Genomic DNA, 25,914 nt, shown 5'->3' with positions numbered 1-25,914 from the left:
AGTTATGGCTGAGGGGGATGCAGTGACAGGCCGTGGCGTGCGGGTGCGGCTGGACAGGCCCGCCACCGACAGGGACATCGGGGCGCTGCGCAAGTGGCTGGAGCGGGAGAAGCCGCTCGACGAGATGGTCGGCGCGGGGTGGCTGCAGATCCACGAGCGGCGGCGGACGGACGAGGACGAGGACGAGACCAGGGCGCCGATGGGCGTCAACCTGGAGATCGTCGTGACGGTGCTGGAGACCACCGTCCTCCTGGTGGAGGTGGCGAGGCTGGTGCAGCGGGCCGTCGACGCCTGGCGGGCCAACCGCGGCCGGGTCGAGGACGGTGAGCCGCCCACGGCCCGGGTCGAACGGATGGACCCGGAACCCGCGCCGGACGACCGCCGCGCACCGGACGACCGCCGCGCACCGGACGACCGCCGCGCACCGGACGACCGCCGTGCGCAGGGCGACCGCCGCGGGCCGGAGGACGGTGATCCGCCCGCGGCCCGCGCCGACGGGTAGACCCGGTGACCCCCAACGACCCGGGTGGACCGGTGAACCGGGCGCTGCTGGTCGGGGTGTCCGAGTACGACCTCACCAAGCCGCCGCACGGTGTGCCCGGTGACCTCCCGGCCGTCAAGCACAACCTGAACCGGCTGCGCGAGGTGCTGGCGCGCGGACAGGTGTTCGACGAGCGCGACATCATCGTGGCGCGCTCGCCCTCCCAGGACGACTTCAACCGGGCCCTGCAGACGGCCGCCGCGGAGGCCGACGGGCTGCTGCTGCTGTACTTCGCCGGGCACGGCGCGGTGCCGAGCGCGCCGGACGAACTGTTCCTGCAGATGCGCAACGCGAGTGTGATCGCGGGCGGGAAGGCCGTCTTCCCCGGCGCGGAGACGTTCACCACCGTGCTCACCGTGCTGGCCACCAGCCGGGCCAGACGGATCGTGGTGATCCTCGACTGCTGCTACGCGGGCAACGCCGCCTGGATCTGGGAGACCTTCCGCGACAAGCGGCGCGTGCTGCTGCTGATGAGTGTGCAGGCCAACCACGACATCGACGCGGGCGACCCGCGTACGCCGACGCCCTTCACCGGCGAACTGGTGCGTCTGCTCGACCGGGACGGGCCGGTGTGGTTCCGCGCCCTCGCGGACGAGCTGCGGGAACGGATGGCGGCGGGCGGCCACGTCACCCTGCGCGGCGAGCGCTGGGAGCCGCAGAGCCGCACCGAGCCGGGCGAGGACGTGCTGCTGGCGGCGCGCGGGGTGCCGGATGCGGGGAACGCGGGGGAGGACTCCCGGGACCCCCGCCGCCGACCGGCCACGTCCGAGCTCGCGACCGGCCCCGGCCCTTCCTCCGGCCCGGGGCCTTCGTCCGCTTCTCCATCCGAGCACGAGCCCGAGCGCGAGCCCGAGCCCGAGCCCGAGCCCGAGCACGGGCCCGAGCACGGGCCCGAGCGCGAGCCCGAGCCCGAGCACGGGCCCGAGCACGGGCCCGAGCGCGAGCCCGGGCACGAACGTGAGCCCGGGCACGGGCACGAGACTCCACGCCGGCCCCTGTTCTCCCGGGTCCGGGCGGCCCTCCTGGCCCTCCCGCACGCCGCGGCCGGTGCCGTGGCCGCCCCGGGGCGGTGGCTGAGGCCGGTGTTCCGGCGCCGTCACCGCCCCGGCGGCCGTCTCCGCCGGGCGGCGCCGTACGTCATCGGCCCGGTCCTGCTGCTGGCCGTCGTGCTGGGCCTGCGGGCGTCCGGCGTGCTCCCTCCCGACGGGCGGGGCGCGACCTGCGCCCCGCCCCTGGAGCTGCGCGTCCTGACCGACCCCGATCTGGAGGCCACCGTCCGGGCCGCCGCCGACGCGTATCTGACGTCGGAGGAGAACACCACCGGCGACGGCTGCCGCCGCAGCGGCATCACCGTCTACAGCGCGGGCGCCGCCGACACGGTCGCCGCGCTGCGCCGGCAGACCGGCGCCTGGCAGGAGCCCCCCGACGACGACACCAACCCGCAGCGCGACATCGGCCCGCAGCCGGACGTGTGGATCCCCGCCTCCCGTGCCGACGTCGACCGGGTCGCCGCCGGGCAGGACACGGACGCCGTCGCCGCCCTGGAACCCGCCGACGAGCCCTTCGCCTACTCCCCGATCGTGCTCGCCGTCCCGCAGAACCTCGCCGCCGACGACTACGACGCGCGGGTCGGTCCCCCGCTCAACCGGATGATCGACGACCTGCGCGCGCGGCACCCGGACGCCCAGGTGCGCCGCCCCGACCCGGAGTTCACCGACACGGGCCTGTTCGCCACGATCGGCCTGTACGGCATCACCGCCGACACCGGCACGGGGACCGGCTCCGACGCCGCCGACCTCGGCCGCGCCGAACGCCGCGTCGACCGGACCGGCCCGCCGTCCCCCACCGCCGGCCACCTGCTGTGCGCGCTGCCCGCCGACGACGCCGTGGACGACCGCACCGCCGCGCTCGTCCCCGAGTTCCTGCTGAAGAGCGGCGTCGGCTGCGAGAGCGAACGCCGTGTCCCGCGCCTCGCCCAGTACCCCGGCGACGTGCCCGGCCTGGAGCCCCTCTTCGTGCGGGTCCGCTGGGAGGACGCCGACCGCGACGAGGCCGCGCGCGACGAGGCCGCCGAGGACTTCCGGGCCTGGCTCGCCGGCGAGCGGGGCGGTGCGGTGTTCGCACGGGAGGGCTTCCGCCCGGTCACGGACGGCCGGGCGCTGCCGGACGACGAGTCGGTCGCCGACGGCGTGCTGCGCGCCCCCGCCCCGCTCGTCGAGTCCGCCGGGCGGGACGCCGCCGAGGCCGCGCTGACGGGCTATCAGGGCGCCAACGGGCCCGGCCGGGTGCTGTACCTGCTCGACAGCTCCGGCTCCATGGCCGACCTGTGGGAGGGGCCCGGCGGCGGCCCCGGCCTGCTGAAGCAGTCGCTGGGCGGGCTCGGCGGCCGCGACGAGTACGGGGTGTGGGCGGTGTCGGGCCTCGGCGAGAAGCCGTACGAGACGCTGCTGCCGTTCGGGCAGCACGGCCGCAAGGACGCCCGGCGGGCCGTCGACGAGCGCGCCCGCGTGCGGGACGCCGAGGCCGATCCGCACGCGGCCCTGCTCGCCGCGCTGGAGGAGATGGAGCGGCTCGGCACCGACCGCCCCCGGCTGATCGTGTACGTCACCGACGACGAGGACGCGAACCGGCTGGCCGGCACCCGTCTCACCGACGTGCTGGACCGGGCCCGGTCGGTGAAGGCGCCGGTGACGATGGTGTCCCTGGTGGGCGGCGGCTGCGACGCGGGCAGGCCGGACGCCCGTGTCTCGGCGGTGAGCGGCGGCCGGTGCCTGGACGCCGACGACGACCTCGGCGCCGCCCTGCACGGCGAGGTGGCCCGCACCGGAACGGGGGAGGACTGATGACCCGGCGGCTCGTGGCCCTGCTCGCCCTGCTGCTGGTGGCCGCCTGCACCGGCGGCGGCCACGGCGCGGACCCCGCGCCCTCCGCCGACGTGCCCGGCGACATCGTGATCGCCAGCGGCCGGGACGTCACCGGCAACAACGGCGTCCGCCGGCAGCTCATCGACGCCTGGAACGCCGAGCAGGAGAGACGGGACACCGGCTACCGCGCCCGTCTGGTGGAGCTCCCCGGCAGCGCCGACGAACAGCGCAGCCAGCTGCTCGGCGCCCTGCAGTCCGGCAGCGCCGCCTACGACGTGGTCAACCTGGACGTGACGTGGGTGCCGGAGTTCGCCGCCGCGGGCCTGATCCGACCGCTGCCCCGGGCGATGCTGGACGCCGACGTCATCCCGTCCGTGGCCGGCACGGCCCGCTGGGACGACCGGGTGTACGCGGTGCCGTTCAACAGCGACGTCGGCCTGCTGTACTACCGGCCGGACCATCTGCGGCAGGCGGGCATCCACCACACCGACCTGCGCGGCATCGACTGGGACCAGCTCCGGAACCTGATCAACTACGTCCAGGCCCGCCGCCCCCACGGCTACGAGAAGGGCTGGACGACCCAGCTGCGCGCCTACGAGGGCCGCACGGTCAACGCCGTGGAGGCGTTCGCCTCGGCGGTGCCCGGCCTCACGCTCACCGACGACGAGGGCCGGTACCGCGCCGACGTCGACGACCTGGCGCAGGGCGTCGCGGAGCTGCGCCGCCGCACCGACGACTCGTACACCCTCACGGACGCCGACCGGTCCGACGAGGAGAAGAGCCTGGCCGACTTCGCCGCGGGCCGCACCACGTTCCTGCGGCACTGGCCGTACGCCTACCGCGTCCTGCACCAGACCTTCGACGAGCGGCGGCTGCGCGTGGCCCCGCTGCCCGGCCGGGCGGTGCTCGGCGGCCAGAACCTCGCGGTGACCGAGGCGTCCGACCAGCCGGGCCGGGCGAGGGAGCTGATCCGGTTCCTCACCGGCCGGCCGAGCGAGCGCTGTCTGCTGGACGCGGGCTTCGCGGCCACCCGCACCTCGGCGTACCGGGACGACTCCGTACGCTGCCCGCTGTCCGCCCCGGTCCCCTCGGCCTCCCCCACCGGCGAACGCGCCGACGACATGCCGAGGGACGAGCGGACCGGCCGCCCCCGGTACGCCGAGGACATCCTGCTCCCCGCCCTCCAGCGCGCGGTCCCCCGCCCGCGCACCCCGCTGTACGGCGCCTTCACGCAGACGTTCACGGCCCAGCTGGGCCCCCTGTTCGGCGCCGACCCGCCGACCGACGCGGAGCTGGCCCGCCGGCTGGACGAGGCCCTGCGCGAGGCCCTGCCGGACTGAGCGGCCGGGGCCGGGGCGGGGCGGGCCGCCCGGGCGGGGCCGGGCAGGGGGCCGGTACGCGGGCGGGGCCGCATCCGGCCGCGGCCCTAGGGTCCTTCCACCGCCGTCAGGTACAGCTTCACGTACCGTTCCACGGCCACGTCCAGCGCCACGTCCACCAGGGGCTGTTCACGGGTGCCGTCGTGGATCTCGGACTCGCCGGGGCGCCGGCGGCGGTCGACGATCGTCTGGCCGCGGGCCGGGCCCGCGGCCAGGTTCACCTCGACCGGCAGGCGGTGGGTGGTCAGGCCCTGCGGGTCGGCGACCGCGCAGACCGCGCCCGCGTCGCCGAGGCCGCCGCCGGGGTCCGACTCGTCGACGACGGGGCCGCGGTGGGCGAGGAGTTCGCCGGCCAGGCGGGCGCCGGGCTCGGCGCTGGCGCGCAGCCGCCGCACGTCGGCGCCGGGGACCACGACCCGCTGGAACACGTCCAGGCCGTACATCGTGATCGGCACCCCGGCGGTGAGCAGGATCGCCGCCGCCTCCGGGTCGTGCCAGACGTTGAACTCGGCGACCGGCGTGGCGTTCCCGGCGGCGACCGCGCCGCCCATGAAGACGATGCGCTCGATGTTGCGCACCACCTCGGGATGGGTGCGCAGCAGCAGCGCGATGTTGGTCAGGGGGGCCGTGGGGATCAGGGTGACCGGGCGCGGGGAGGCGAGGATCTCGCGGCGCAGCAGCGTCACCGCGTCCACGTCCGCCGCGGTGCGGGTCGGCGCGGGCAGGCCGAGGTCGCCCATGCCGTCGTGCCCGTGCACGTGCCGGGCCGTGCGGAGGGGTTCGAGCAGCGGGCGCTCGGCGCCCCGGGCGACGGGGACGTCCGGGGCGCCGGCCTGCTCCAGCACGGTCAGGGTGTTCCGCACCACCCCGTCCACGTCCGTGTTCCCGGCCACGCAGGTGATCGCGCGCAGGTCCAGCCCCGGGTGACGGACCGCGAACAGCAGGGCCAGGGCGTCGTCGATGCCGGTGTCGCAGTCGATGATCACCGGGATGGGCTGGTCGGTCGTCACGGCGAGGGCTCCTTCCACCGTTTCCGCGTTCCCGCGCGGGGCCTGTGCCGGTGACCTTACGCGGATTCCCCCGGCCCGGCGGGCCGCGGCGCCCCGGCGGCCGGGCTCACCCGGACGGCCCGGAACGCTGGTGGGGCGCGGGGCGGGGTGCTCCCTTGGAAGACGACGTACGGGATCTCCGGACGTGCCGGATCCCGAGCAGCGCGCCCCCAGGAGGCACCCGATGCAGCACCCCCCGGCCGCACGCACCCGCGTCCTCGCCGCCCGCGCTCTCCCGGTGGCCGCCCTGCTGACCGCGACGGCCTGCTCCGCCGGCCACCCGGAGCTGCCCGGAACGGCCTCCAGCGCCGCCGCCTCGGCCGGGCGGTCGCCCGCCGCGCTCGCGCCGCCCACCGCCCCGCCCCCGCTGACCGAGGACGGGGCGCGGGACGCCCTGATCGCCCCCGGCGACCTGGGCGAGCGGTGGCGGCCGACGCAGGGCGCCGCGGCCTGGCGGGACGGGCTGCTCAAGGCGACCGCCGAGGATCCCGACTGCCGGCGCCTGCTCGACCTCCTCTACACCGAGGAGTTCCTCGGCCCGCCCGCGGGCGCCCGCGCGGTGGCCGGCTTCGACGACGCCGGGGGCGCGGCCCAGCTGCGCTACCAGGTCGCCGCCCACCGGGTGGCGGACGTGGACCGCGCGCTGGCCTGGTTCGCGGGCCTGCCGGTGCGGTGCGGGCGGTTCCCGGCCGTGACCGCGCACGGGGCGGAGCAGGACGTGGAGGTCGACGAGCTGCCGCTGCCGGAGGTCGGGGACGCCCGCCAGGGCCTGCGGGTCACGCTGAGCGGGGAGACGGCCGGCGGCGAGCCGTCGTTCCTCGTCGTGGAGGTCGCCGCCGTCCGCGTCGGCGAGGACACGATCACCCTCACCAACGGCGGCCCCGGCGAGGTGCCGGAGGAGGCCACCTGGCGGGCCGTGCGGGCGGGGGCGGAGCGGCTGACGGAGGTGAGGAGGCGGAGCGGGACGGAGGTCTGAGGTCCGGGGTCCCGGCGGCGACGCCCGTCCGTCGGGGAGCGGGGCCCGGTCAGTCGTCGCGGTCGAAGCGGGTGCGGCGGGCGATCACCTCGCGGGCCACGGCGAGAGCGGTGCGGCCGCCCGCGAAGGCGTGGGCGCGCAGCCGGGCCAGGGCCTCGTCGGCGCCGACGCCGAGCTGGGCCATGATCATGCCGATCGCCTGGTGGACCGCGTCGTGGTCGGTGGCCAGACCGCTCAGCCAGGACCCGCCGCCCCCCGCGTCCGGTTCGTCGTCGTGCGGCAGCGCCGTCAGGGCCACCGTCATGACGCCGGCCACCAGTTCCGCGGTGCGCAGTTCGCCGTCGGTGAGCCGGCCGGGGCGGTCGCGGTAGAGGTCGAGGGTGCCCACGCACACCGAGTCGTTGCCGAGCGGCAGCGCGTACACCGCCCGCACCCCGGCGGCGGTGGCCTGCTGGGCGAAGACCGGCCACCGGTCGGCGTCGGGCCCGCGGGTCAGATCGCAGGCGAGCACGGGCGCGCCGGTCTCGGCGGCGCGCACGCAGGGGCCGTCGCCCAGGGTGGTCTGGATCTCCGCCACGCGCGCGGCCTGCTCGCTGCTGGCGCACAGGTGGAGGGGGACGCCGTCGTTGCGCAGGGACGCGCTCGCACCGGTCACCGGCAGCAGTTCGACCGCCACCGCGCACAGGCGTCCAGGAACCTCCCGGGGCCGGGCATCGCGTACTTCCGCGGCGATCCGTCCGGCGGCGTCCGTCCGGTCCGCGTCCGGGTACCGGTCGCATCCGGCTCCGGACGGCCGGGCGTGATGGCCGTCGGGTACGCCGCCGCAGTCGCCGTCCGGTACGCCGCCGCAGCGGTCGTCCCTTGGCCGCACGGCCCACCGCCTCCTTCGATCACCGCGGCCGGCAACGTCGACGCTCTCCCGGCACGGGGCACCGACGGCGCCGCCTGCCCGGAGACGAGCCGACTACCCGCGCCCCGCCGGGCGAAACCCCGCCGCCCGGGCGCCGGGGGCCGGTTCCGGCCGTCCCTCCCGGTCCCGGCGCGGCTAGCGCTTCTCGTACGGGTTCGCCGGCTGCTCGACGTGCCGGACCCGGGTGGCGTCGAGGACCGGCGGCCAGGCGGCGTCCGTGCCCAGGGCGCCCTCGGGGTGCCAGGTGCCGGTGACCGTGACCCAGGTGCCGGCGGGCGGGGCCTCGGCCGAGCGGATCTCGACCTTGCCGGTGGTGGCGTCGGCGGCGCAGCAGGAGACGAGGAGGCGGGTGACGTACCAGGTGCCGTCGTCGCCGTGGGTGACGAAGCCGGTCAGGCGGACGGTGCGGCCCTTCAGGGACCGCTCGCTGTCGTAGATCGCGCGGGAGCCGAACTCGGCGAGGGTCAGGTCCACCGGGTCCCCGGCCGGCAGCGCCGGGAAGGCGCCGACGCCCTGCGCCGCCCGCTGCGCCGCCTCCCGCTCGGCGCTGTAGGAGCCGAGGGCGGGCGGCGGGAACAGCAGCAGGGCGAGGGCGGGCAGGGCGAGCAGCCAGGCGACGCGGGGCCCGCCGGGGCCGTGGGCGTGCCCGTGCTCCCCGTGGCCGTGCTCCCCGTGCTCCCCGTGGTCCGCGTGGTCCGCGTGGTCCGCGTGTCCTTCGCCGTCCGCGGCGCGCCGCCCCGCCACCGCCGTGCACAGGGCCAGCAGCACCAGCACCGCCCCGGACACGATCAGGTACGGCCGCAGTCCCGGCTGCACGTACCGCAGGTACAGGTCGCTGAAGAGGGAGATGCGCAGCACCGCCGCGCCGGTCAGCGCCGGCAGCACCGCGGGACCGTACCGCCTCACAGCAGCCACCACCCCACCAGCGCACTGCTCGCCACGGCCACCACCCACGTCACCGACGCGAACCGGACCGCGAAGGCCCGGCCGAAGGTGCCCGCCTGCAGCGCGATCAGCTTCAGGTCCACCATCGGCCCCACCACCATGAACGCCAGCCGCGCGGTCGGCGAGAAGCCGCTGAGCGAGGCCGCGACGAACGCGTCGGCCTCGCTGCACACGCACAGCACCACCGCCAGGACGGCCAGCAGCAGCACCGGCAGCCACGCCGACCCGGTGAAGACGTCCAGCACCGACCGGGGCACGGCGATGTCGAAGGTGGCCGCCGCACCGGCGCCCAGCACCAGGAAGCCGCCGGCGTGCAGGAAGTCGTGCCGCAGCCCGGAGAGGAAACCGTGCCGGCCGTGCGACGGCCCGGACGCCGGGCGCCCCTTCGGCAGCCGCAGCCACTCCTCCCGCCCGAACCGGGCCCACAGCCAGCCCATCACCACCGCCGCCGCGAGCGAGGCGGCCAGCCGCGCCGCGACCATGGCCGGCTGCCCGGGGAACGCGATCGAGGTGGCGACCAGCACGACCGGGTTGATCGCGGGCGCCGACAGCAGGAAGGCCAGGGCGGCGGCCGGGGCGACGCCCCGCCGTATCAGGCTCCCGGCCACCGGCACCGACGCGCACTCGCAGCCGGGCAGCACCACCCCCGCCGCGCCGGCGACCGGGACGGCGAGCGCCTGGTTGCGGGGGAGGAGCCGGGTGAAGACCCGGTCCGGCACGAAGGCGCCGATCGCCGCCGACACGACCGTGCCGAGCAGCAGGAAGGGCACGCCCTGGACGACGACGGCGGTGAAGACGGTCCACCAGGCGGCCACCGGCGGGGTGTACAGGTCGAGCGCCACCACCGGGCCCAGCACGGAGACGACCGTCGCGATGGCGACGAGCGCGGTCCCGCCGACGACGGCGTACACGAGCGCGCGCACGGCCAGGCGCAGGCCGTCGGCCACAGTCCGTCGATTCTCCACGCGCCCTCTACCCGTTCCGTCGGTCGGCGCACGCAGGCTAACGGACGCCGCTGTGCGCCGCCCCGGCGCCGTCCCGGAGCGGGCTGTGCGGGCGTCGCGGAGGAGAGGGCGCGGGCCGCCGGGCCGGTGCCGCCATGGAGGGGCCGTGCGGGCGCCGTCACAGCCGGGGCCGTGCGGGTGCCGTCACAGCGGGGGCTGTGCGGGTGCCGTCACAGCGGGGGCTGTGCGGGCGCCGGGCCGAGGGTGGTCGTCCCCGGGGCCGTACGGTGACCGAGGCCCGTCCGGTAGGCGTCCAGCGCGGCCTCCACCCGCCCGGTGCGGCGCAGCAGGTCCCCCAGCAGCCGGCACAGGTCGGCCAGGTCCCCGGCCGCGCCCGCCCGCTCCAGCAGGCTCAGCGCCCGGACGTAGTGCTCCTCGGCGGCCTCGGTGTCCCGGGCGTCCTCGGCGATGATGCCGAGCAGCCGGTGCGCGGCGGCGGCGTGGACGGCGCCGCGCTCGGAGGACAGGCCGTCGAGGACCTCGTGCAGCAGTTCGGCGGCCTCCTCGGACCGGCCGCGCCGGTGCAGCACGTCGGCCAGCTCGACGGCGACCTGGCTGCTGTAGAGGGCGGCGCGCTTGGCCGTCAGCATGGCCAGGGCCTCGCGCAGCTCGTCCTCGGCGCGGTCGAGCCGGCCGTCCTGGGCGTACACGTACCCGCGCATCCAGTGGCAGTTGGCCAGCTCGGTGCGGAGCTGGAGCGTCCGGTACAGCTCGGCGGCCTTGGCGAGCGAGGCGTCGGCCTCGGCGAGGCGGCCCTCGGCGAGCAGGGTGCGGGCGACGGAGCGGTGCATGCGCGCCACCAGCGCCGGGTCGCCCGCCTGCGGGGCGAGCGCGAGCGCGAACTCGGCGGCCTGGGCGGCCCGCGCGTGCGCGCCCATGTCCATGTACGGCCCGATGGCGCTGGCGTAGAGCAGCAGCAGCGCGTCCGGGTCGTGCAGCCCGCCGCGGTTCAGCTCGTCGAGGGTCGACTCCAGCAGGTAGACGGCGTACCGGAGCTCACCGGCGAGGTAGTGGGCGACGGCCCGGCCGCGCAGCGCGGGGACCCGGCCCGGCAGGGGCGCGTCGGCCAGGCACTCCTCCGCGCGCTCGAAGAACCGCCGGCCGTCCGCCAGCTCCCCGCTCTCCAGCGCGCACTCCCCGAGCCCGAGCAGCGCGGCGGCCCGCACCTCGCCGATCCCGTGCGTCTCGGCCTCGGCGAGCAGGCCGGCGTACTGCCGCCGCGCCTGTTCCGTCTCCCCGGTGGCCAGGGTGCGCTGGGCCTCGGTCAGCCGCAGCCGCAGGTCGGTGGCGAGGCGGGCCGGACGGCCGGTGACCAGCTCCTCGTACGCGACGCCGAGCCGGCCGGCGATGTGCCGCAGCGCCTCCTCGGAGGCCCGCACCCGGCCCGCCTCCAGCGTGGAGACGTACGCGGGCGTGTACGAGGGTTCCGCGAGCTGCCGCTGCGTCAGCCCGCGCTCGATGCGCAACCGCTGCACTCGGCGTCCGATGGTCTCCGGGTCGTCACGGTCCCCCACTGGCCAACTCCCCCTGCGGCTCTTGCCGTTCGGCTGCGACGGCTTTAGGTTAAACCGTGAATTAAACGCGCTTAATGCGTTGCTGTACACCCGTCGTCGCCTGACACCGTCGTCGGGCGCCGGCGCCGGCGGCGGGCATCGGCGTCGGACACCGGGTGGGACACCCGGACCGGACATCGATGTCGGACACCGCCGCACCCACGCCACCCCCCACCCCACCATCGCCGTTGCGAGGTCGCCGTGCTCGAACGCACACGCACCGCAGAGCGTTACACCAGAGGCTTCACCGCGGCCGTCATCGCCGTGACCGCCCTCCTCCTGGCCGCGTACGCGGGCCCCGGGGGAGCGGCGAAGGGAGAGCCGGTCAGCTCCGGGGACAGCGCCGTGACCGTGCGGCGGTAGGCGGAGGACTCCCGCCCGGGGCCGTCCTGCCGCGGACCCTCGCGGAGGGCGACGGCTCCGGGGAGACGGTGACGGTCCCGGCCCCGGGGTTCCTGGAGTCGCGGACGGCTGTGCGGGGGGCGAGGCGGGCGACCCCGACGCAGTCGCCGCCGTTGCTGCTGCGGCTGGACTTGCGACCGCGCCGCCCGGAGCGCGCGCCGGTCGCACCGGGAGCGAGCGATCCGGGGGATGCTGGGTCCACCGGTCGCACGGGCCGCTGGAACCGCCTGTTCCGATCCGCCCCCGGTGTTCGCTTTTCCGGTGTTGTGGACAGATTTCTGCTGTCGCCCGTCCGCACCGCACCCCGCAGAGGAGGCCGCGTGACCGTACGCACCGACGAGTCGCACTCCACGCCCGACCTGTCGTCCCGGGACCCCAACTGGTGGCGGCAGGCCGTCATCTACCAGATCTATCCGCGCAGCTTCGCCGACGCCGACGGCGACGGGTTCGGTGACCTGCGCGGAGCCACCCAGCGCCTGACCCATCTCGCCGCCCTGGGCGTCGACGCCCTGTGGCTGAGCCCGTTCTACCCCTCCGAGCTGGCCGACGGCGGCTACGACGTCGAGGACTACCGCGACGTCGACCCCCGCCTCGGCACCCTCGGGGACTTCGACGCCCTGGTCGCCGAGGCGCACCGACTGGGGCTGAAGATCCTCGTCGACCTGGTGCCCAACCACACCTCGCACCGGCACGCGTGGTTCCAGGAGGCGCTGAGCGCGGGGCCCGGCTCCCCGGCCCGCGACCGGTACGTCTTCCGCGACGGCCGCGGCGAGCACGGCGAGCTCCCGCCCACCGACTGGCAGTCCGTCTTCGGCGGCAGCGCCTGGCGGCGGGTGCCCGACGGGCAGTGGTACCTGCACCTGTTCACGCCCCAGCAGCCCGATCTCAACTGGGCGAACGAGGAGGTGCGGGCCGACTTCCGCACCACCCTGAGGTTCTGGTCCGACCGGGGCGTGGACGGCTTCCGGATCGACGTCGCCCACGCCCTCGCCAAGGACCTCGACGAGCCGCTGCGCGACCTCGGCGCCCCCTGGGTGCGCGGCGAGGCGGCCCTGGCGCGGTTCGCGCCGGGCGAGCACCCCTTCTACGACCGCGACGAGGTGCACGAGATCTACCGCGACTGGCGCAAGATCCTCGACGCCTACAGCCCGCCCCGCATGGCGGTCGCCGAGGCCTGGGTGCCGGGCGCCCGGCGCGCGCTGTACGCCCGCCCGGACGAGCTGGGCCAGGCCTTCAACTTCGAGTACCTGCAGACCCACTGGGACGCCGGCGAGCTGCGGCGGGTCATCACCGGCGCGCTGGCCGACGCGGCCGCCGCCGGGGCCTCGGCGACCTGGGTCCTGTCCAACCACGACGTCGTGCGGCACGCCTCCCGCCTGATGCTCCCGCCGGGCACCGACGCCAACGCCTGGCTGCTGTCCGGCGGCCACGCCCCGGCCGTCGACGAGGCCGCCGGACTGCGCCGGGCCCGCGCCGCGACCCTGCTGATGCTGGCGCTGCCCGGGTCGGCGTACCTCTACCAGGGCGAGGAACTCGGCCTGCCCGAGGTCGCCGACCTGCCCACCGAGGTGCTCCAGGACCCGGTCTGGGAGCAGACGGGCCATGTCCGCAAGGGCCGCGACGGCTGCCGGGTGCCGCTGCCGTGGACGACGACCGGGCCGTCGTACGGCTTCGGGCCGGGCGGCGCCTGGCTGCCGCAGCCGCCGGGCTTCGCGGCGTACGCCGTCGAGGCGCAGGACGGGGTCGAGGGCTCGACCCTGGAGCTGTACCGCACGGCCCTCAGACTGCGCCGCAAGCTGCTCGCCGGCGAGTCGCTGACCTGGGCGGACGACGTCCCGGAAGGGGTGCTCCAGTTCGACCGCACCGGCGGCTGGCGGTGCGTCGCCAACCTGTCCGGCGCACCGGTCCGGCTGCCGGCCGGCGAGGTGCTGCTGAGCAGCGCGCCGCTGGAGGAGGACGGACGGCTGGGGCCGGACACGACCGTCTGGCTGGGGCTGTAGGGGCCCGGAGGCGGCTTCGGGGCCGCCTCCGGGCCGCGCCGGAGGAGTCCCTCAGGAGACCCGCCCGGCCTCCTCGGGGGTCCCGGCCTCCCGCGGAGCGCCGGACGCCGGCTGCCGGTGATCCCCGGCCTCCAGCAGCGGGGCCGTATGGCGTTCGGGCCGGTGGACGCCCTCCGCCGGCACACGGCTGCGGGGCGCGCCGGGCGCGCCGGGCAGCGGGACGGGGCGCCGGGCCACGAGGCGGCCCACCCAGCGCCGGCCGCAGTGCGCGCAGGCCGGCGCGCCCTCCGGGGTGTAGGGGGAGGGGACGGCGGCGTTGTCCCGGTGGAAGTACTCCCACTCGTCCCCGCGGTCGTCCAGGCAGCGCTGGACGTCGTAGTCGACGCTCCAGCGGTGCCAGCAGGTCCCGCAGGTGAACTCGACGCGTTCCACGGCCAGTTCGGTGATCATCGCGGCACACCTCCGTTCGGACGGGCCGGGGCGCGGGCTCCGGACGGGAAGACGCCCGCTCCCCGGGCTCTCCGGGCTCCCGACTGCCCGGTCCCCCGGCTCACTCACCTGGTTCGGCGGGACGGTTCACGCGGTGCTCCGCGGCGCCTCCCGGCTCCCGCCGGTCCCGCCGGTCCCGTCGTCCGCGGCCGCGCGGCCGACCCGGATGCGGCGCGGCTTCGGCTCCTCGGCGGCCGGCACGGTGACGGTGAGCACGCCGGCCTCGCAGCGGGCGCTGATCCGCTCCGTGTCCAGGGTGTCGTCCAGGATCAGCAGACGGCTGAAGACGCCGTGCGGGCGTTCGGCGACCAGCAGGTCGGCGCCCTCGGCGGCGGGGCCGGGGCGCTCGGCGCGGACGGTCAGGACGTTGCGCTCGACGCTGAGGTCGACGGCGGCGGGGTCGACGCCGGGCAGGTCGAAGTGGAGGACGAGGTCCTCACCGCTGCGGTAGGCGTCGAGGGGCATCGCGGCCGGCCTGGCGAGGGTGCCGAACGTCTGCTCGGTGAGCCGGCCGAGGTCCCGGAGGGGATCCGTACGGACGAGCGTCACTGTTCCACTCCTTTCGCCCGGTGGGTGCCGTCGGAACCGGTCGTGATCAGGCCGGATCGACCCGCGGCTGTCCACGCGGGTCTACACACGGCTATACCTCGACGGCTCATACTTGACAAGGGGGCGCTCAAGTTTTATTCAGGCTATGAGGCAAGACGGAGGCGAAAGCGCAGCTCGCGGCGGGTGAGGAGGTGGCCGGGCGATGCGGGAACCGGACCTGTACGCGGTACTCGGGGTGACGCCCTCGGCGTCGGCCGAGGCGATCACGTCCGCGTTCCGCCGCCGGGTGCGCGAACTGCGTCCCGACACCCGCGTGGACGCCGTCACCGCGGAGCGGTTCGGACGGGTCCGGGCGGCGTACGAGACCCTCCGCGATCCCGGACTGCGGGCCGCCTACGACCGCGAGCGGGCCCCCGCCCCGGCGGCCCCCCGCCCCGTGCGCCGGACCCGTCCGGCCGGCGCCGCGCAGCCGCCGGCACCGCCGCTGCGCGCGGGGCCGGTCCGGTGGGAGCGCGGCCCCCGACCGGGCCCCGGGGCCCGGGAGCCATCAGCGGCACGAGGTGCCTGACCAGCGGTACGAGGTACTTGACCAGCGGTACGAGGAGGGAGGATGCGGATGGCGCGCTCGGTCGGCATCGGCCTCGGCACGACGGACTCGGTGGTCCCGGTCCCCGACGGCGGCGAGCCCACCGTCGTCACCGGCACGGAAGGGGGCGGGACCACGCCCCTGGTCGCGGCCTTCGCGCGGAACGGCGGCGGGGTGGGCACCGGGACGGCGGGCGACGACAGCGACTCGCGGGCGGGCTGACCATGGACGGGAGCCAGGCACGGAGCGCGGAGGAGCTGCGCCGGCTGCTCCAGGAACGCACCGCCGATCTGCAGCGGGTGAAGGCCGAGTACGACAACTACCGCAAGCGGGTGCGGCGCGACCGCCTGGCCGTGCGCCGGATCGCGGTGGCCAACGTGCTCACCGCCCTCCTGCCGGTGCTGGACGCCGTCGACCGCGCCCGCGCGCACGAGCCGATGACACCAGGGCTGAAGGACATCGCCGACACGCTGGAGAGCCAGGCCGGCGGCCTGGGACTGGTGGCGTTCGGGGAGGTGGGCGACGAGTTCGACCCGGCCCGCCACGACGCCCTCGCCCACCACGTCTCCGAGGACGCCGACCGCCTCGTCTGCACGGCGGTCCTCCGCCCCGGCTATCGCATCGGCGACCAGCTCCTGCGCCCGGCCCAGGTGGAGGTCACGGGACCCCGGTGGACCCCGGGGACACCTTCCGCACCGGAACCGGCGAGGTCTCCGGAACCGGCGCGGTCTCCCGCGCGGGTGCTGTCCTCCCGGCCGCCGTTGCCGCCTGAACCGACGGCGTCGACGAGGCCACTGCGGTCACCGGAACCACTCGCACCACCCGGATCACCGCCGTCACCGCCATCACTGCCGTCGCTGCCGCCCCCGCAGCCGCTGCCGTCGCTCAAGCCGCCGGAATCACCGAAGCCACCCGAATCACCGAAGCCGACGGGGGCGCCGGGGTCGCCGGAGTCGTCCGGGCCGCCCGGCGGCGACCGTCGCTGACGGTTCCGTCCGTACGGCTCAGCAGCACACGCCACCTGCGGAAACGTCTCGTCACGAGCGCGCTGGGCGGGTCGCCGCCGCCCGTGCGGGGAGCCCGCCGGCGAGGGGCGGATCCAGGAAGCCGGCAGCAGCGGGACGGACCGCCCCGAACCGGGCGGCGGCCGTGCGGGGAGGCTCGTACCGACCGGCCTGCGGCCGGGGCGTGCGCCCGTGCCGGGGCCCGGAGTCGGGGCGCGGGTCACACGTGCCCCAGGCCCCCGCTGCCGAAGGAGCCGCTGGACCCGGGCTGCCAGCGCCGCCGGCTCTGGTCCTTGCACGTCCGGGTGTTGGCGTGGTGGAGCTCGTACGGCATGAGCCGTGGCCCCCCGTTCACGATCGGGACCTCGTCCGGCTCCCGCTGTTCCCGGATCTCGCGGACCGGCCCGCCGTCGGGCAACTTCGGCTGCTCCTCCGGGCGTGGGTGTCCGGTGTCCTTGTCCATGAGGCGCATACCGACGGGTACGGCCCAGATCAGCAGACCGGCCACGACCATCCCGCCGATGAACGCCGCGGTCATGTTGAGCGCGTGCTCGGACGACGCGGTCAGCAGTTCATGCGTTGCCATATTCATATTCCGATTATGGCTGACGGAATGCGAATAAGCTCCAGAAATGTCCGATTGACAAATCGGTGGCCGGCCGGTGCCGTGAAGGCCGCCGGATGCCCGTGGCGAGGCCCGCGCCCCGTGGGTCCCCTCCGGCGCCACCTGGCCGGGCGGCCGGGCCGCGGGCAACGACCTCACCGCCCGGTACGGACCGGACGGGCGTCCACCGCCCCGTCGCGCACCGGCCGGGCGGCGGCCCCGCCGTGCCGCGGACCGGGCGCCGGAGCCCGCGTGCCCGAACCCATTCCCGGCGTCAGCCGAGGCACAGCCAGAGCAGGCACACCCGGTCCGACGGCGAGGGGGAGACGGCCGGCGTGGGGCTCGGCTGCGCCGCCGGCGGTTCCGCGGCCGGGACCGACGGCGGCGCGGACGTCTTCGTACGGGACGGGGAGGCGGTCGCCGGCGGGACCGCCGCCGTCCGCGTGCCGTCGGGCGTGGGGGCGGGACGGGGGCTGAGACCGGGGCCGGAACCGGAACCGGAACCGGAGCCGGAGCCGGGTGCGGAGGCGGGGCCGGAGGCCCGGTCGGTGGTCCTCGGACCCGACTGCGGAACCGGCCGGCCGGAAGCGGTCCGGCGAGCGGTGGGGGACGGCGACACCGGCCGGGCGTCGGGCTCCTGCGCCGCGTCCTGCGTGGCGCCCGGGCCGGTGAGGCCGGGGACGGGGACGTCCGGTGCCGTGGCCGCCTCGGCGCGGTCGGGGAAGTTCCGGTCCGGCACGGTGACGACCAGGACGCCGCCGAGGAGGGCGACGGCCACCGCGACCAGGGCCCGCCGCCGGTTCCTCCTGCGCCGGGCCGACCGCCGCCGGGCCGCCCGCCCCCGCGGGACGGGTGCCGCCCCGGCGGGTTCACCACCGAACTCCCCGCCCGGCCGCTCGCCGCCCGGTTCCTTCCCGTCCGGTTCCTCGCCGTCCGGTTCCTCGCTGTCCGGCTCTTCGGCGTCCGGCTGCTTGTCGTCCGGCTCTTCGGCGTCCGGTTCTTCGCCGGTTGGCGGACGTCCGTCGTCCCCCGGGTCGGAGTGCGCCGCCCGTCCCGCGACCGTCCGTCCGGTCACGGCCTCCGGGGCGATGTCCGGGGTGTAGGCACCACACCCCGGACACACCAGGGCGCCATTGAGGTGCCGGCGACACGGGGAGCAGTAGTCCATCCGCACTCTTCCTGGGTCGGCCGGGTCAACGATCGGCAAGATCGGAAACGGGAGGCCAGAACGGTAGCGAGGCTTTGGACGGACGGTGTGTGCCCTGTGTGTCGTTCCTGCGTGGATTCCCGTAACACACCGTGTACGCGTGGTACCGCCGCCACCGGCACCCTCCCGGCCGGCCCCCGCCGCCGGACGGACCGCGTACGGCCGGCTCCGCCCGGCGGCGGGAGCCGGCCGTACGCCACGGGACCCCGGCGGCCCGGTCCTACCGGTAGGGGGAGGGCTGCCACGTGCCGCCGGGACCCGGCGTGCCGGGCCGCGGGGGAGCCGCCTTGGCCTGCTCCCTCGGAGCCGGAGCCGGGCCTTGGGACGGAGCCGGGCCCGGAGCCGGAGCCGGAGCCGGGGTCGGGACCGAGGCCGGGCCTTGGACCTGGGCCGTGGCCTGGGCGGGGACCTGGGCCGCTGCGGCGGCCTGCACACGGTGCCGGGGCATCGTCCGCCGGGGCGGCCGGGTCAGGGTGATCTGGCGGACCAGTTGCTGGAAGCACGCCAGGGACGCGAGCCCCGGCAGCGCCGCCGCCGCGGTGTCGACGACGGTCCTGGGCGCCTGCACGACGCACAGCATCATCGCCACGGAGGAGAAGAACAGCACCACGCACCAGGCGTGGACCGCGCGCCGCTGGTGCAGCGCGGCGCGCAGCACGGACAGCGACGACACCAGCCACGGCCCGTAGATCAGCAGCGGCCACCAGGCCGCGATGCCGCCCTCGGCGCGGGGCACGGCGGACAGGCGCAGGGGGGCGTAGGCGACCATCCCGCCGAAGAAGCTCACGCTGCAGGCGATGAGCGCGGTCACCGCGGCGATGAGATGACTGACGGTCCGCAGACCGTTCTTCCCGCCGCGTTCCCGGGCCCTGCGATGACCCCGGGGGGAGCCCTTCAACGGCGGCAGTTCCGCGGTGATCTCCTGGAGGTTCTCCAGAGGTGTGCCGGGGGCGGGCGCGGCGACCGGCCCGTCGTCCGCGGAGTGGGGGGAGGCGACCTGGGGGGCGGCGTGCGGGGTGACCGGGGGGATGACGTGGGGGGCGATATGGGGGGCGTGTTCCGCCATGGCGTCCTGGAGCATGAACGCCAGTTCCTCGGCCGGATCCCAGTCCGGCGGTACCAAGGGCTGCGGGAAGGGTTCGGACGGGCCCCGGTGGCGGCCGGTGCCCCTTTCGCTGAACATCCCCGCGTGCGGGTCTGCGTGTTCTCGACGGTGATCCGTTCGTCCGCGATACATGACACCGTCTGGTTATTCGGCCGGCCTGCGACCGGATGTTCCCTGCGCCGTGATCCACCGTCTGCCGAGATCGGCTTCCAGCTCCGCCAGGATGTCCAGGAAATTCCGCAGAATGGGCTCGGTCACCCGCAACGTGACCGGGAGTCCGCCTTTGGTGAGGGCGCCGTTGGGAGCGGGGGAGCCGTGCGCCGGGGCGGGGAGATAGGTGTAGGGCCCCAACCTGGTTGCCTTGGTCATGTCTCGACTAACGCGACCTTCATTCCACCGGATGCGCGGCAAAAGAGTGAAGGATTACGCAGACAAGTATCTCTTTCATAGGGCCGGGTTAAATGAGATCTTGCGTACGCCGCCGCGTAACCGCCGGTGGCGCGCCGCGCGTTGGTGGTCCAAGGCAAGACGCTCCGCTTCCCGCGGGGAGATGCAGGTGCAAGGCCTGCCCAACGCTCCACCGGACCCCGGCCGCAGGACGTCCCGGCCGGCTCCTCACTCGAACGGCCCTCACCGTTTCACTCCTGGACGGTCATGGCGTGTCCTGGGAGAAAGACACGTCCAACCTGGGAGGCCGGACATGTACGAGATGCATGCGGGCCCGGATAAGTCGGGTGGAACGCTGGTGTGGCATGTGATGGCCAAACAGGCCGATCTCACGCTCTGCGGGCAGAAGCGGTTCGCGGGGGTGGAGACGTCCGATGCGCAGCAGGCGGGCCATTGCACGTCCTGCATGGCGCTGTTCACGGAGTTGATGACGTCCGCGCAGCAGTGAGCCGGGCCGTCGTCGGCGGCGTCCCGGGGCGCCGGGGCGGCCGAACGCCCCGTCGCCGCACGGCGGATCGCGCGCGGCGGACCGCGCGCGCCGGGACGCGCACACGGGCCGGGGTCCGCGCCTCGACGGGTGCGGGCCCCGGCCGTGCCGTACGCCCCGGGACGGCCGCGTGCCGCCACCGCCGTCACCGGTGTCACCGTCGCCACCGATGTCACTGCCGTCATCGGCGTCACGCCGTCATCAGTGTCATCGTTGTCGCCGGCGCCACCGCCGTCCGGGGCCCGGCGGACACCGGGCGGTCAGCGGGACGGGGCCGAGGGCCCCACCGGGATGTCTCCGCGCAGCGTGATGCGGTGCATGACGCGGTGCTGGTCGCCGTAGTCGCGGTTGGCGTAGTGGGCCGTGCTGCGGTTGTCCCACAGGGCCACGTCACCGGGCTGCCACCGGTGCCGTACGACGTGCTCGGGCTTGGTGAGGTGGGCGTACAGGATGTCGAGGAGGCCCCGGCTCTCGTACTCGGACACCCCGACGATGTGCGAGGTGAACCCCGGGTTCACGAACAGGCCCTTGCGGCCGCTCTCCGGGTGCACCCGCACGACCGGGTGCTCCACCGGCTTCAGGTCGGTGAACACCTCGCCCTCCCAGACGTTCCCGCGGCCCTGCCGGCGCTGCGCCAGGTAGTACCCGAACTCGCGGGTGCCGTCGTGCACCGCGGTGAGCGGGTCGATCAGGGCCCGCAGGCCCGGGGACAGCGACTCGTAGGCGAGCTGGCTGTCGGCCCAGTTGGTGTCGCCGCCGTGCGGCGGCAGCACGACGGCCCGCAGGACGGAGATCGCCGGCGGGCGCTGCACGAACGTCACGTCCGTGTGCCAGACGTCGGCGAACCCGTTGTCCTGGCTGTCCAGGGAGTACACCTCGGGGGCCACGTCGCCGGAGTCGTGGATCGGGTGCCCGACGGTGACCTCGCCCAGGCGCCGGCCGAACTCGATCTGCGCGGCGTCGTCGAGATTCTCCTGGCCGCGCACGAAGAGCACCTTGTGCTCCACGAGCGCCCGGCGGACCGCGACGACCTGGTCGTCGGTCAGGCGGCCGAGGTCGATGCCGTGGATCTCCGCGCCGAAGTGCGGGCCGAGCTTGGTGATCGGCAGGTCCGCCGGGGCGGGGCGACGGTCCTCGGCCACGGCGGGCCGCTCACTGGTGATGCTCACTGCTGTTTCCTCTCTCGCGTCCTGCTTCTCGGGCGTCGTGCGTGTCGTGGATGGCGTGGATGTCGTGGATGGCGTGGGTGTCGTGGATGGCGTGCGTGTCGTGCGTGTCGTGCTTCTCGCGCGTCCGGCCTCTCGTGCGTCCCGTGTCCCGTCGCGGCCCGCGGGTCAGGCCGCGGCGGCGGCCCTCACGGCGTGCGCCACCTGCGCGCGCAGCTCGGCGAACTCACCGGAGTTGCGCAGCTCGTCGGCGTCCACGTCGCCGCGCGGCAGGGGGATCGGCAGGTCCAGGGCCACCGTTCCGGGACTCCTGGTCAGCACGACGATGCGGGACCCGAGGAACACCGCCTCGTCCGCGGAGTGCGTCACGAACACCGTGGTCCGCCCGGTCTGCGCGGTCACCCGGCGTACGTCCTCCTGGAGCCGTTCCCGGGTCAGCGCGTCCAGCGCCGCGAACGGCTCGTCGAGCAGGAAGAGCGGACGCTCGGCGGCGAGGGCGCGGGCGATGGCGACGCGCTGCTGCTGCCCGCCGGAGATCTCCCAGGTGCGGCGCCGCTCGGTGCCCTCCAGACCGACCCGCGCCAGCAGCTCCGCCCGGCGCCGCGGCCACTGGCCGCGCTCGACCCCGGCGTACCGCAGGGCCAGGTCGATGTTGCCGCGCACGGTGCGCCACGGGAACAGCCGCGGCGCCTGGAACACCACACCGGCCGCCTCGCCGGGCCGCGGAGCGGCGCCGGACACCCGTACGGAGCCGTGGGTGGGCTGCTCGAATCCGGCGATCAGCCGCAGCAGCGTGCTCTTGCCGCAGCCGGAGGCGCCCACGAGCACGAGGAACTCGCCGGCGGGCACGCTCAGGTCGACCGGCCCCACCGCGGTGACCGCTTCGCCGCCGCGGCCGTACCGGTGGACGACGTGGTCGAGCCGGACGGATCCGGCGCGTGCGGCGTCGGCTCCCTTCGCCGCTCCGCCCGTCACCCCTTCGGCCGTCCCGGCCCCTGCCTCCTCCGCCGCCCCGTCCATCACCTCGTCCGGTGTCCCGGTGGTCTCACTTGAGGACATCGGGGAGCCCTTCGAGGTACAGCGCCTTGCTGACGACGTCCTCGGACGGCGCGGCGTCGATCTGCTTCTGACCGGCCAGGAACCGGCCGGTGGCGGTGAGGTAGGACACCAGCCTGCCCGGCCGGCCGTCGCTGCCCAGCCAGTCCGCGGAGGCGACCTCGTCCGGGGTGAGGAACACCCCCTGCGACAGCTGGGCCTTCGCGTCCGCGCCGCTGATGCCGAGTTCGGCCGCGATGGCCCTGACCGAGCCGTCGGGGTCGGACTTGAGCCGGCGCAGCGCGTCGGCCTCCACCTTGCGCCAGATGTCGATCACCCGCGGGTCCCTGGCGATCAGCTCCTCCGACACCACGGCCAGGTCCAGGGTGGGCTTGCCGCCGGCGCCGATCTCCTTGCTGCTGGTCAGCTGGGTGCCGGTCGCGCGCAGCTCGTCCAGGGTCGGCAGCCACACGTAGGCGGCGTCGATGTCGCCCCGCTGCCAGGCGGCGAGGATCGCCTGCGGCTGCAGGTCGACGAGTTCGACGTCGGACGCCTTGAGCCCGGCCCGCTCCAGCGCGGCCAGCAGACTGTAGTGCGAGGTGGAGGCGAACGGGGTGGCGACGGTCCGGCCCTTGAGCCCGGCGACGTCCGAGACGCCGGTGTCCCTGCGCGCCACGAGGGCCTCGTTCTCCCCGGCGACGTCGAGGATGAACGCGGCCTTGTACGGGATCGGCGAGGCTCCGGACAGCCCCCGGGCGAACGGGCTGGAGCCCAGGGCGGCGATGTCGAGGGACTTGCCGAGGAAGGCCTGGTTGACGCCGGCGCCGGAGTCGAACTTGATCCAGTCGATCGTGTAGTCCGGCAGCGCTTTCTCCAGCAGCTTCCGGTTCTTCACGATCAGGTCCCCGCTGGGGAAGGCGAAGTAGCCGATGCGCAGCCGTTTGGACCCCCCGGACGACGACTCGGCGCCGTCCGCGGAGCAGCCGGCGACCGCCGCGGAGGCCGCGGCCAGGACACCGGTGAGCAGCAGGCGCCGGGACGGCCCTTGAACGGAGGGGCCGACGGGGACTCTGGGCAGGGAAGGGGGCATGGCGGAGCCGTTTCTGTGCGGGAACGGAGCGGGAACGCGGGGCGGGAACGGAGCGGGAACGCGGGGCGGGGACGGTGGGGGCGGCGGTGTGCGGGGGAGCAGGGCGGCCCGGTCACGGCCTGCGTGCGGCGGTGCGGCCTAGGTGCGGCCGCGCCAGGGCACGACGGCCCGTTCCAGCCGGATCAGCAGTCCGTCGAGGAGGAGGCCGGAGACCCCGATGGCGATGATGCCGACGAACACCACCGGGGTGTTGTTGTAGTTGGCGGCGTCCTTGACCATGCCGCCGATGCCGGGCAGCCCGTTGACCAGCTCGGCGGCGACGAGGGAGGAGTACGCCACGCCCACGGCCAGCCGGATGCCGGTCAGCGTCTCCGGAAGGGCGGACGGCACGACGACGTCCCTGACGACGTCCCACCGCGACCCGCCGAGGGCCCGGGCCGCCTCGACGAGGCCCTGCGGCACGGCCGCGACGGCCGTGGTGGTGGACACCGCGACCGGCGGGAAGGCGGCCACGGCCAGCAGCGTGATCTTCGGCTCCTCGTTGATGCCGAGCCAGATGACGAGCAGGGAGAAGTACGCCAGCGGCGGCAGCGTCCGCAGGAAGGTGACCCAGGGCTCGAACAGCGAGCGCAGCCAGCCGACGGTGCCCATGAGCAGGCCGAAGAGCACCCCGAGGACGATGCCGGCACCGGCCCCGAGCGCGATGCGCCGCAGGCTGACGCCCAGGTGCTCGACGAGGTAGGTGCCGTTGTAGCCCCGTACGCCGTCGTGCGTCGTGGACACGTCGACGAACGCGTCCCACACCTTGGCCGGCGGCGGGACCAGGGTCTCGCTCCACGTCCCGCTCGCCGCCAGCAGCTGCCACCCCGCCAGGAACAGCAGCAACGAGCCGACGGGCAGGGCGACATGGCGTGCCCGGGACCGCGCGTCCACCGTGCGAGGGCGGCGCCGGGCCGGTCCGGCGGTGGCTGTCGCGACGGGATCGACGTCCGGGGGAGAAGGCGTTGCGGACACGGGGCGTCCTCCAGGGGGCGCCGGGACGGGAGCCGCCGGCGTCGACCGACGCGGGCAGCCGGCCCGGAGCGGGAGTGAAGCTGAACGAGGTGGCGGAAGCACCCTGCGACGGGGTGCCGGACCAGCGCCCCGCCGGGTGGGACGACCGGACGGCGGGACGGATCAGGAACGCGGGGAACGCGCGATCAGCGACAGCGACAACACGAGGCCGGGCGTCGGCACAGGTCGATGACCAGGCGTCGCACCAGGAACTCGTGATTCATGGGGCCCATTTCTACAACAGCGCCCGCCGCCCACCAATAGCCCGTCCACTCTCTGGAACACCGTGGTCCACCGGCAGCCCGTCGCTCCGCGGCGCGCTCGCCGGGGAAGGGGTCCCCAGGGCGGGCCCTACCGGCCGGTGAGGGGGCGCGGACCGGCCGCCCGCGCCGCCGGTGCGGCCGGAGCTCAGTGCGCTGTGCCGGGGGTGTACGCGTCGGCGGCCCGGCGGAGAGCCGTCTCCGCCTCGTCGACGATCCTCCGCACGATCTCGGCCGCCGGGAGGACGTCGTGGACGAGGGCCGCGGACTGGCCGGTGAACGGCAGGAACTCGTGCCCGCGTCCGCTCAGCACGGCCGCCACGATGCGGGGGCCGGCTTCGGCCGGCCGCACCCGCTCGGGATGCGCTTCGGCCTCCTCGAGGAAGGGCGTGCGCAGCGACCGGGGAAAGGCGTAGCCGCCGGGCCGGGAGAAGGGCGGCATGAAGCGGTCGCTGTGCGCCAGCTTGACCGTGTCGCGCGCCTCGGCGGCGACGATGCGGTTCTTCCACTCCTCGGCGATGTTCATCTCGGTCGACGCGAGCAGCCGCGTACCGATGGACACGCCCTGGGCGCCCAGCGCCAGCGCCGCCGCCAGCCCCCGCCCGTCCGCGATGCCGCCCGCGGCGACGACCGGGATCCCCTCCGCGACGTCCACGACCTGGGGGACCAGCACCATGGTGGCCACCTCGCCGCCCTGACCGCCCGCCTCGCCGCCCTGGGCGACGATGACGTCGACGCCCGCGCGCACCGCCTGTTCGGCCTGCCGGACGTCCATGACCTGCTGGATCCACCGGATGCCCGCGTCGTGGGCGCGTTCGACCAGGTCGTCCGGAACCCCGAGGTGGAAGGAGATCGCGGCCGGACGCTCGTCCAGCGTCGCCTGGAACGCCTCCTCGTCCAGCGGGCGGAGGGTGTGGTTGACGGCGAACGGCCGGTCGGTCAGCTCCCGCATCCGGGCCCACTGGCGCCGCAGGTCGGCGACCGGGCGCACCGCCGTGCCCAGGCTGCCGAGGGCCCCCGCCCGGCACACGGCCGCCGCGAGATCGACCTGTTCGTACGGCCCGTACGGTGCGCCGATGACGGGCACCTCGATACCGAGTACGTCGCACAGCCGCGTCCGCAGCATCCTCGCCTCCTCGCCTCCTCCCCGCACGGCGGGTCGGGCGCAATGAAGCCGTCCCGACCCATCCTGCGCCGCCGGCGGGCCCG

General features: G+C 75.6%; 27 protein-coding genes. 10 read left to right on the top strand and 17 right to left on the bottom strand.

The annotated features are described in order from the left end of the window. Positions 1-22: 22 nt before the first annotated feature. The 3 genes from ABD363_RS20495 to ABD363_RS20485 are packed head-to-tail and all read left to right on the top strand — an operon-like array spanning position 23 to position 4,745. The gene (locus tag ABD363_RS20495) at positions 23-502 is read left to right on the top strand and encodes a hypothetical protein (RefSeq protein ID WP_344605636.1); all 480 of its coding nucleotides are present in this window, start codon (positions 23-25) and stop codon (positions 500-502) included. Positions 503-507: 5 nt separating this feature from the next. Continuing rightward, on the top strand, positions 508-3,384 hold the full coding sequence (locus ABD363_RS20490) for a substrate-binding domain-containing protein (RefSeq protein WP_344605634.1): 2,877 nt from the start codon (positions 508-510) through the stop codon (positions 3,382-3,384). Further along, positions 3,384-4,745, top strand: coding sequence for an extracellular solute-binding protein (locus tag ABD363_RS20485; RefSeq protein ID WP_344605633.1), 1,362 nt, complete (start codon positions 3,384-3,386; stop codon positions 4,743-4,745). The genes ABD363_RS20490 and ABD363_RS20485 overlap by 1 nt, the downstream gene beginning before the upstream one ends. Positions 4,746-4,831: 86 nt before the next feature. Here ABD363_RS20485 and ABD363_RS20480 read toward each other — a convergent pair whose 3' ends face one another. After that, complete coding sequence (locus ABD363_RS20480) at positions 4,832-5,794, bottom strand: nucleoside hydrolase (protein WP_344605632.1); 963 nt, start codon at positions 5,792-5,794, stop codon at positions 4,832-4,834. Between the two features lie 223 nt (positions 5,795-6,017). Between ABD363_RS20480 and ABD363_RS20475 the strand changes: the two genes are divergently transcribed. After that, positions 6,018-6,809: a hypothetical protein gene (locus tag ABD363_RS20475; protein ID WP_344605630.1), complete on the top strand. Its 792-nt coding sequence runs from the start codon at positions 6,018-6,020 to the stop codon at positions 6,807-6,809. A 49-nt stretch (positions 6,810-6,858) separates the two neighbouring features. Here the strand turns inward: ABD363_RS20475 and ABD363_RS20470 are convergent, their stop codons facing one another. The 4 genes from ABD363_RS20470 to ABD363_RS20455 form a co-directional block, all read right to left on the bottom strand. Next, a complete protein-coding gene (locus tag ABD363_RS20470; protein ID WP_425578005.1) occupies positions 6,859-7,680 on the bottom strand; it encodes a GAF and ANTAR domain-containing protein in 822 nt (273 codons plus the stop codon). A gap of 174 nt (positions 7,681-7,854) precedes the next feature. Beyond that, positions 7,855-8,625, bottom strand: a complete 771-nt coding sequence (locus tag ABD363_RS20465) for a TIGR03943 family putative permease subunit (protein ID WP_344605656.1) — start codon at positions 8,623-8,625, stop codon at positions 7,855-7,857. Continuing rightward, positions 8,622-9,611: a permease gene (locus ABD363_RS20460; RefSeq protein WP_344605628.1), complete on the bottom strand. Its 990-nt coding sequence runs from the start codon at positions 9,609-9,611 to the stop codon at positions 8,622-8,624. Before ABD363_RS20460 ends, ABD363_RS20465 begins: the two co-directional genes overlap by 4 nt. Positions 9,612-9,838: 227 nt before the next feature. Further along, positions 9,839-11,182: a tetratricopeptide repeat protein gene (locus tag ABD363_RS20455; protein ID WP_344605626.1), complete on the bottom strand. Its 1,344-nt coding sequence runs from the start codon at positions 11,180-11,182 to the stop codon at positions 9,839-9,841. Positions 11,183-11,422: 240 nt separating this feature from the next. Here ABD363_RS20455 and ABD363_RS20450 point away from each other — a divergent pair, with 240 nt between their 5' ends. Further along, positions 11,423-11,584, top strand: a complete 162-nt coding sequence (locus ABD363_RS20450) for a hypothetical protein (protein ID WP_344605624.1) — start codon at positions 11,423-11,425, stop codon at positions 11,582-11,584. Here ABD363_RS20450 and ABD363_RS20445 read toward each other — a convergent pair. Beyond that, positions 11,547-12,023 carry a DUF397 domain-containing protein gene (locus ABD363_RS20445; protein WP_344605622.1) on the bottom strand — a complete coding sequence of 159 codons (477 nt, stop codon included), beginning with the start codon at positions 12,021-12,023 and terminating at the stop codon, positions 11,547-11,549. The two genes, ABD363_RS20450 and ABD363_RS20445, sit on opposite strands and share 38 nt — an antisense overlap. Between ABD363_RS20445 and ABD363_RS20440 the strand changes: the two genes are divergently transcribed. After that, the gene (locus ABD363_RS20440; protein ID WP_344605620.1) at positions 11,944-13,623 is read left to right on the top strand and encodes a glycoside hydrolase family 13 protein; all 1,680 of its coding nucleotides are present in this window, start codon (positions 11,944-11,946) and stop codon (positions 13,621-13,623) included. The genes ABD363_RS20445 and ABD363_RS20440 overlap by 80 nt on opposite strands. Positions 13,624-13,674: 51 nt before the next feature. Here ABD363_RS20440 and ABD363_RS20435 read toward each other — a convergent pair whose 3' ends face one another. Beyond that, on the bottom strand, positions 13,675-14,073 hold the full coding sequence (locus ABD363_RS20435; protein ID WP_344605618.1) for a hypothetical protein: 399 nt from the start codon (positions 14,071-14,073) through the stop codon (positions 13,675-13,677). Positions 14,074-14,199: 126 nt separating this feature from the next. Then, positions 14,200-14,661, bottom strand: a complete 462-nt coding sequence (locus tag ABD363_RS20430; protein WP_344605616.1) for an Hsp20/alpha crystallin family protein — start codon at positions 14,659-14,661, stop codon at positions 14,200-14,202. A 202-nt stretch (positions 14,662-14,863) separates the two neighbouring features. On the opposite strand from ABD363_RS20430, the gene ABD363_RS20425 reads away from it, so the two are divergent. From ABD363_RS20425 to grpE, 3 genes are read left to right on the top strand one after another with little or no spacing between them, the layout of a single operon-like run. After that, positions 14,864-15,229: a J domain-containing protein gene (locus ABD363_RS20425; RefSeq protein WP_344605614.1), complete on the top strand. Its 366-nt coding sequence runs from the start codon at positions 14,864-14,866 to the stop codon at positions 15,227-15,229. Between the two features lie 48 nt (positions 15,230-15,277). Continuing rightward, on the top strand, positions 15,278-15,469 hold the full coding sequence (locus ABD363_RS20420; protein ID WP_425578004.1) for an Hsp70 family protein: 192 nt from the start codon (positions 15,278-15,280) through the stop codon (positions 15,467-15,469). A 2-nt stretch (positions 15,470-15,471) separates the two neighbouring features. Further along, positions 15,472-16,233: a nucleotide exchange factor GrpE gene (grpE, locus tag ABD363_RS20415; RefSeq protein WP_344605612.1), complete on the top strand. Its 762-nt coding sequence runs from the start codon at positions 15,472-15,474 to the stop codon at positions 16,231-16,233. Positions 16,234-16,471: 238 nt separating this feature from the next. Here grpE and ABD363_RS20410 read toward each other — a convergent pair whose 3' ends face one another. From ABD363_RS20410 to ABD363_RS20395, 4 genes are all read right to left on the bottom strand, one after another. Continuing rightward, positions 16,472-16,843, bottom strand: coding sequence for a DUF6479 family protein (locus ABD363_RS20410; RefSeq protein ID WP_344605610.1), 372 nt, complete (start codon positions 16,841-16,843; stop codon positions 16,472-16,474). Positions 16,844-17,129: 286 nt separating this feature from the next. Beyond that, positions 17,130-18,023 (bottom strand): SCO2400 family protein, encoded by an 894-nt coding sequence (locus ABD363_RS20405; RefSeq protein WP_425578003.1) that lies wholly within the window; start codon positions 18,021-18,023, stop codon positions 17,130-17,132. A gap of 259 nt (positions 18,024-18,282) precedes the next feature. Continuing rightward, entirely contained in the window at positions 18,283-19,245 is a 963-nt protein-coding gene (locus tag ABD363_RS20400) for a hypothetical protein (protein WP_344605606.1), read from the bottom strand. 66 nt (positions 19,246-19,311) lie between these two features. Then, positions 19,312-19,536, bottom strand: coding sequence for a hypothetical protein (locus ABD363_RS20395; protein ID WP_344605604.1), 225 nt, complete (start codon positions 19,534-19,536; stop codon positions 19,312-19,314). Between the two features lie 331 nt (positions 19,537-19,867). Here ABD363_RS20395 and ABD363_RS20390 point away from each other — a divergent pair, with 331 nt between their 5' ends. Then, a complete protein-coding gene (locus tag ABD363_RS20390; protein WP_344605602.1) occupies positions 19,868-20,062 on the top strand; it encodes a hypothetical protein in 195 nt (64 codons plus the stop codon). Positions 20,063-20,361: 299 nt separating this feature from the next. On the opposite strand, the gene ABD363_RS20385 is transcribed toward ABD363_RS20390, so the two are convergent. The 5 genes from ABD363_RS20385 to ABD363_RS20365 form a co-directional block, all read right to left on the bottom strand. After that, positions 20,362-21,270: a TauD/TfdA dioxygenase family protein gene (locus ABD363_RS20385; RefSeq protein ID WP_344605600.1), complete on the bottom strand. Its 909-nt coding sequence runs from the start codon at positions 21,268-21,270 to the stop codon at positions 20,362-20,364. 165 nt (positions 21,271-21,435) lie between these two features. Then, positions 21,436-22,326 (bottom strand): ABC transporter ATP-binding protein, encoded by an 891-nt coding sequence (locus ABD363_RS20380; RefSeq protein WP_344605598.1) that lies wholly within the window; start codon positions 22,324-22,326, stop codon positions 21,436-21,438. Further along, complete coding sequence (locus tag ABD363_RS20375) at positions 22,313-23,392, bottom strand: taurine ABC transporter substrate-binding protein (RefSeq protein ID WP_425578002.1); 1,080 nt, start codon at positions 23,390-23,392, stop codon at positions 22,313-22,315. The genes ABD363_RS20380 and ABD363_RS20375 overlap by 14 nt, the downstream gene beginning before the upstream one ends. A gap of 138 nt (positions 23,393-23,530) precedes the next feature. Next, complete coding sequence (locus ABD363_RS20370; RefSeq protein ID WP_344605596.1) at positions 23,531-24,325, bottom strand: ABC transporter permease; 795 nt, start codon at positions 24,323-24,325, stop codon at positions 23,531-23,533. Between the two features lie 528 nt (positions 24,326-24,853). Then, a complete protein-coding gene (locus ABD363_RS20365; RefSeq protein ID WP_344605594.1) occupies positions 24,854-25,831 on the bottom strand; it encodes an NAD(P)H-dependent flavin oxidoreductase in 978 nt (325 codons plus the stop codon). Positions 25,832-25,914 lie beyond the last annotated feature (83 nt).

Source organism: Streptomyces glaucus (assembly GCF_039533365.1).
In the GTDB taxonomy this organism is placed as follows: domain Bacteria; phylum Actinomycetota; class Actinomycetes; order Streptomycetales; family Streptomycetaceae; genus Streptomyces; species Streptomyces glaucus.
This window is presented reverse-complemented; position numbering and strand designations above follow the sequence as displayed.

Bases quoted from the DNA above. Each gene is read 5' to 3' on its own strand.
- ABD363_RS20485 (WP_344605633.1), top strand. From the start codon at position 3,384: ATGACCCGGCGGCTCGTGGCCCTGCTCGCCCTGCTGCTGGTGGCCGCC.
- ABD363_RS20475 (WP_344605630.1), top strand. From the start codon at position 6,018: ATGCAGCACCCCCCGGCCGCACGCACCCGCGTCCTCGCCGCCCGCGCT.
- ABD363_RS20445 (WP_344605622.1), bottom strand. From the start codon at position 12,023: ATGACGGCCTGCCGCCACCAGTTGGGGTCCCGGGACGACAGGTCGGGC.
- ABD363_RS20435 (WP_344605618.1), bottom strand. From the start codon at position 14,073: ATGATCACCGAACTGGCCGTGGAACGCGTCGAGTTCACCTGCGGGACC.
- ABD363_RS20425 (WP_344605614.1), top strand. From the start codon at position 14,864: ATGCGGGAACCGGACCTGTACGCGGTACTCGGGGTGACGCCCTCGGCG.
- ABD363_RS20420 (WP_425578004.1), top strand. From the start codon at position 15,278: ATGGCGCGCTCGGTCGGCATCGGCCTCGGCACGACGGACTCGGTGGTC.
- grpE (WP_344605612.1), top strand. From the start codon at position 15,472: ATGGACGGGAGCCAGGCACGGAGCGCGGAGGAGCTGCGCCGGCTGCTC.
- ABD363_RS20410 (WP_344605610.1), bottom strand. From the start codon at position 16,843: ATGAATATGGCAACGCATGAACTGCTGACCGCGTCGTCCGAGCACGCG.
- ABD363_RS20405 (WP_425578003.1), bottom strand. From the start codon at position 18,023: ATGGACTACTGCTCCCCGTGTCGCCGGCACCTCAATGGCGCCCTGGTG.
- ABD363_RS20400 (WP_344605606.1), bottom strand. From the start codon at position 19,245: ATGTTCAGCGAAAGGGGCACCGGCCGCCACCGGGGCCCGTCCGAACCC.
- ABD363_RS20395 (WP_344605604.1), bottom strand. From the start codon at position 19,536: ATGACCAAGGCAACCAGGTTGGGGCCCTACACCTATCTCCCCGCCCCG.
- ABD363_RS20390 (WP_344605602.1), top strand. From the start codon at position 19,868: ATGTACGAGATGCATGCGGGCCCGGATAAGTCGGGTGGAACGCTGGTG.
- ABD363_RS20380 (WP_344605598.1), bottom strand. From the start codon at position 22,326: ATGTCCTCAAGTGAGACCACCGGGACACCGGACGAGGTGATGGACGGG.
- ABD363_RS20375 (WP_425578002.1), bottom strand. From the start codon at position 23,392: ATGCCCCCTTCCCTGCCCAGAGTCCCCGTCGGCCCCTCCGTTCAAGGG.
- ABD363_RS20365 (WP_344605594.1), bottom strand. From the start codon at position 25,831: ATGCTGCGGACGCGGCTGTGCGACGTACTCGGTATCGAGGTGCCCGTC.